At 65.6% G+C, this 3,673-nt stretch carries 3 protein-coding genes; 2 read left to right on the top strand and 1 reads right to left on the bottom strand.

The features are described 5' to 3' along the window. Positions 1-232, bottom strand: a 232-nt coding sequence (locus VD811_16145; protein ID HXV22516.1) for a Tex-like N-terminal domain-containing protein, incomplete at its 3' end; no start/stop codon positions are given. Between the two features lie 253 nt (positions 233-485). Here VD811_16145 and VD811_16140 point away from each other — a divergent pair. Further along, positions 486-2,759, top strand: a complete 2,274-nt coding sequence (locus VD811_16140; protein HXV22515.1) for a hypothetical protein — start codon at positions 486-488, stop codon at positions 2,757-2,759. A gap of 183 nt (positions 2,760-2,942) precedes the next feature. Further along, a partial coding sequence (locus VD811_16135) for a hypothetical protein (protein HXV22514.1) occupies positions 2,943-3,673 on the top strand: 731 nt, incomplete at its 3' end.

Here is a 3,673-nt window from a genome sequence, read left to right as displayed (position 1 = left end):
CGGTAAGCTTGCGCTCCTCGAGTTCGCCGAAGTAGGCGAGGCGTTCTTCGATCAGGCGCACCTGCACCTCGTCGAGTTCGCCGGTCTGCTCCTTGCGATAGCGGGCGATGAAGGGGACGGTCGCTCCTGCGCGGAAGAGGTCGACGGTGTTTTCGACCTGGAAGGGTTTGAGGCCGGTCTCTTCGACGAGATAGCCGAGAATGCGGGCGTGCTGCTCTGCGGTCAGTGCCATGCGTCTCCATCCTTGAATTGGTTTGAAGGGGAGAAATTCTAGCACGGGCGGCGGGGTAAAAAAAGGTCCTTGGGACGGCAGGGGAATGCTTGCCCCAAAAACGTCCCATTGGGGCCTCATCCATCAATGTCAACCGATTTGCCCTTCGAAAAACTTATGTTAAAATACTGATTCTCCGCAATTTTCCCTTGAAAAACCAGCAGAGGGCGAACCGGCCGCCGCGATTGCGGAGCAAACATGGAGGAGGAGACGCATGAACTTGGGGAAGAGCCTGGCATTGCTTTTCGTGATACCGCTCGGTGCCGCCGTGCTCGGGGGCTGCGGCAGCAGCAGCGGCAGCTCTGGCGATCCCGTCGCCAGCGGCCCGTTCGGCAACGACCCGAACGGCATCGCCTTCGTGGGCGCCGCCAGCTGCATCGATTGCCATCAGGACCTTGGGTTCAGCGTCCAGATCGTCCAGAACTTTCTGGGCAGCCGGCACGTCATCCACGAGGACCACATCAACGCGGCCTCCCCGGCGACGTGCCTGCAGTGCCATGATCCGATTCGGGACGGCCGGACCCTGGAGGGACTGCTCGCTGCGGCCAGCGTTCCCGCCCAGGGCCTGGCGGCGGTGACCTGCGAGGACTGCCACGGCGCCGGCGGCCGGCACTTCGGGGTCGGTCCCATCAATGCCGCCCCCGACTTCACCGCCTGCGGCAAATGCCATCGCGCCCTGCCGCCGCAGCCGGATGACCCCGCCGACCACCTGCCGGTCTTCGGCGACAACATCCTGGCCAACTACCAGTCCGGCAGCCACGCCGACTCCTTCTCCGGCAAGCTCACCCCGGGGACACAGGACATGCTCGCGCTCTGCGCCCGCTGCCACACCGACCAGGGTTACCGCGCTCTGGTCCAGTTCGACGGCGGACTGGCGGCCCTCCAGGCGGCGCTCGATCCGCTGCCGCCGGTGTCCGGCGTCAGCGTCGTCCAGTGCCGTACCTGCCACGACCCGCATACCGGCAACCTGCGGGCCCAGCCCGCCGCGGCCGACGGCACTTCCCCGCCCCCCGCCGGCACGCCGCAGGCTTTCTCGGCCCAGTTCAACCTCTGCACCAGCTGCCACCAGGTCTTCCTGACCGCCGACCTCGATGCCGTCACCGGCACCTTCACCTATGCGCTGGATGCGGCGATCTACCAGAACGCCAACGTGGCCCAACTGGCCGAGATCCACAACCCCGCCACCGGGCTATTCCTCAACACCGAACCGGGAGCCGACCCCGGCGACCGCACCATCACCGACACCCACTTTGCCGGGGTCGACGGACTGGGGAACGCGGTAACCGGGTACAACATCAACGCCGCCGACGAAAGCGCCTGCAGCCTCTGCCACGACCCCCACGGCGCCACCAGGTTCACCCAGGCGGCCGCCGTCGCCCTGACCCGGGCCTGGGGAAGCACCGGTCACGCCAACTACGCCGGCGAGCCCTTTACCCACGATTTCACCGACAACACCTGCCTGAAGTGCCACTCGGGAACCGAGTACGTGAAGTTCGTCCGGGGTGCGCCACAGGCCGCGCTGGATCTGGCCGGCGGGGCGCGGGTCATCGGCTGCGTCGCCTGCCACGACCTGACGGCCCGCAACACCGCCGGCGCTTTCGCCCTGGGGGCGGTGCGGCCGGTCGGCAGCGTGGCCTTCCCCTCCGGCGCGGTGCGCACCCTCGGCTTCGACGGCAGCCACCTCTGCATGGGGTGTCATCAGGGTCGCGAGTCCGGGGTGACGGTGGCCAATGCCGTCGCCGGCGCCGACACCCACCCCTTCATCAACCGCCATTATTCCGCTGCCGCCGCCATCCTCCTCGGTTCGGAGGTCACCGCCGGCTTCCAGTATCCCGGTCGCAACTATCGGACGCGCAACGGTTTCACCGCTCCGCAGATGATCGGCCAGCGCACCTGCGTCGAGTGTCATCTGCGCAGCGCCCAGGGTGTCCAGGATCATACCTTCCGGCCATTGACGGCCGACTGCCAGCAGTGTCATGTCGATGCCGGCACGGTCTTCCCCGGCACCCTGACCAGCTTCGACAACCTGGGCCTCCCCTTCGGCGCCTTCGCCAGCACCGACATCGACTACGACGGCGACGGGATCGGCGAAAGCTTCCAGGGAGAAATCGACGGCTTCGCGGGAGACGGCGTGAACAAGCCCGCCGGCGCCCTGCTGACCGCCATCCAGGGCTACGCGGCAGCCACCCTCCAGCAGCCCGTCGCCTACATGCCGGGGGTCTACCCCTACTGGTTCCGCGACCTCGATGCCGACGGCATCGCCGACCCCGGCGAGGCCACCTTCGCCAACGGCTTCGCCGCCTTCGACGACCGCCTGCTGCAGGCCGCCTTCAACTTCCACTCGGCCCAGGACCCCTGCGGCAAGATCCACAACCACAAGTACGTCCTGCAGACCCTCTACGATGCGCTGGACGACCTGGACGACGGGCTGCAGAACAGCTCGGTGCAGTTCAATGCCGCGCCGGCCATCCGGGCCTTCAACTTCTAGGCTTTCCTGCGCCTGCAACGACAAAGGGGGCCCCGGACGGGGGCCCCCTTTGTCGTTGCGGCATCGGCGGGAGAGGTCATCGCTCTGCCGGCCGGAAACAGCGCCGGCCGATTTATCTTCCTTGTATTGACATTCGCCGGAAATCCCTAGAATTAATAATAAACCACCCAGGATGAAACCCCCATGAGCGACAGCGGCAAGACTGCGCCAGGAGCCTTACGCTCCCTTTTCGACAAGTCGTACAAAATTCTCTTCATCATCTACGCGCCGATCGCCCTTGCCATCTATCTCTACCAGTTCGTGACCGGGGTGAAGACGGACGCGGTCTTCCTCCTCTCCGGAGTCTGCGCCGCCATCTCCTTCATCCTCGGCGTGGCCATCGTCAGTCTCGCCGTCATTCGCCGCCGCGAACTCTTTGCCCTCGATCCGGCCGGCTTCCCCTTCCTGCTGCGGCCGCGCTTTCTCCTCTACTACCTGCCGGTTCTTCTCCTCAGCTTCGGCGTCAGCACCGGTTACCTGATCGGCAAGCCCGGGATTCACGCCACCGCCCTCGGCAAGACCTACCGCCATCAGGACTCGACGAACATCGCCATCCTGATCAACGCCCGGGATCCCTACAACCAGCTGCTGACCACCTCCCTCGATACGATGCAGGGGTTCGGACTGTTCATCCTCTACCATCCGGAGCAGCTCACCCGCTACAACTTCGAGTTCTTCGACCACCAAAACCGCTACGACCAGGACCTTCAGGACTATATCCGCGCCGAGATCGAGGCCGGCACCCGCTACTTCGTCTGCCTCTCCTCGGAGGTCTGCGAACCCCTCTCCCAGAACTTCGCCCAGTTCGCCAGCCTCGCCGGCAAGCGGGAAGAGAGCCCGATCCTGATCACCACCGTGGCCGCCGCCACCGGCAT

It is taken from the genome of Desulfuromonadales bacterium, from assembly GCA_035620395.1.
Classification (GTDB): domain Bacteria; phylum Desulfobacterota; class Desulfuromonadia; order Desulfuromonadales; family DASPGW01; genus DASPGW01.
This window is presented reverse-complemented; position numbering and strand designations above follow the sequence as displayed.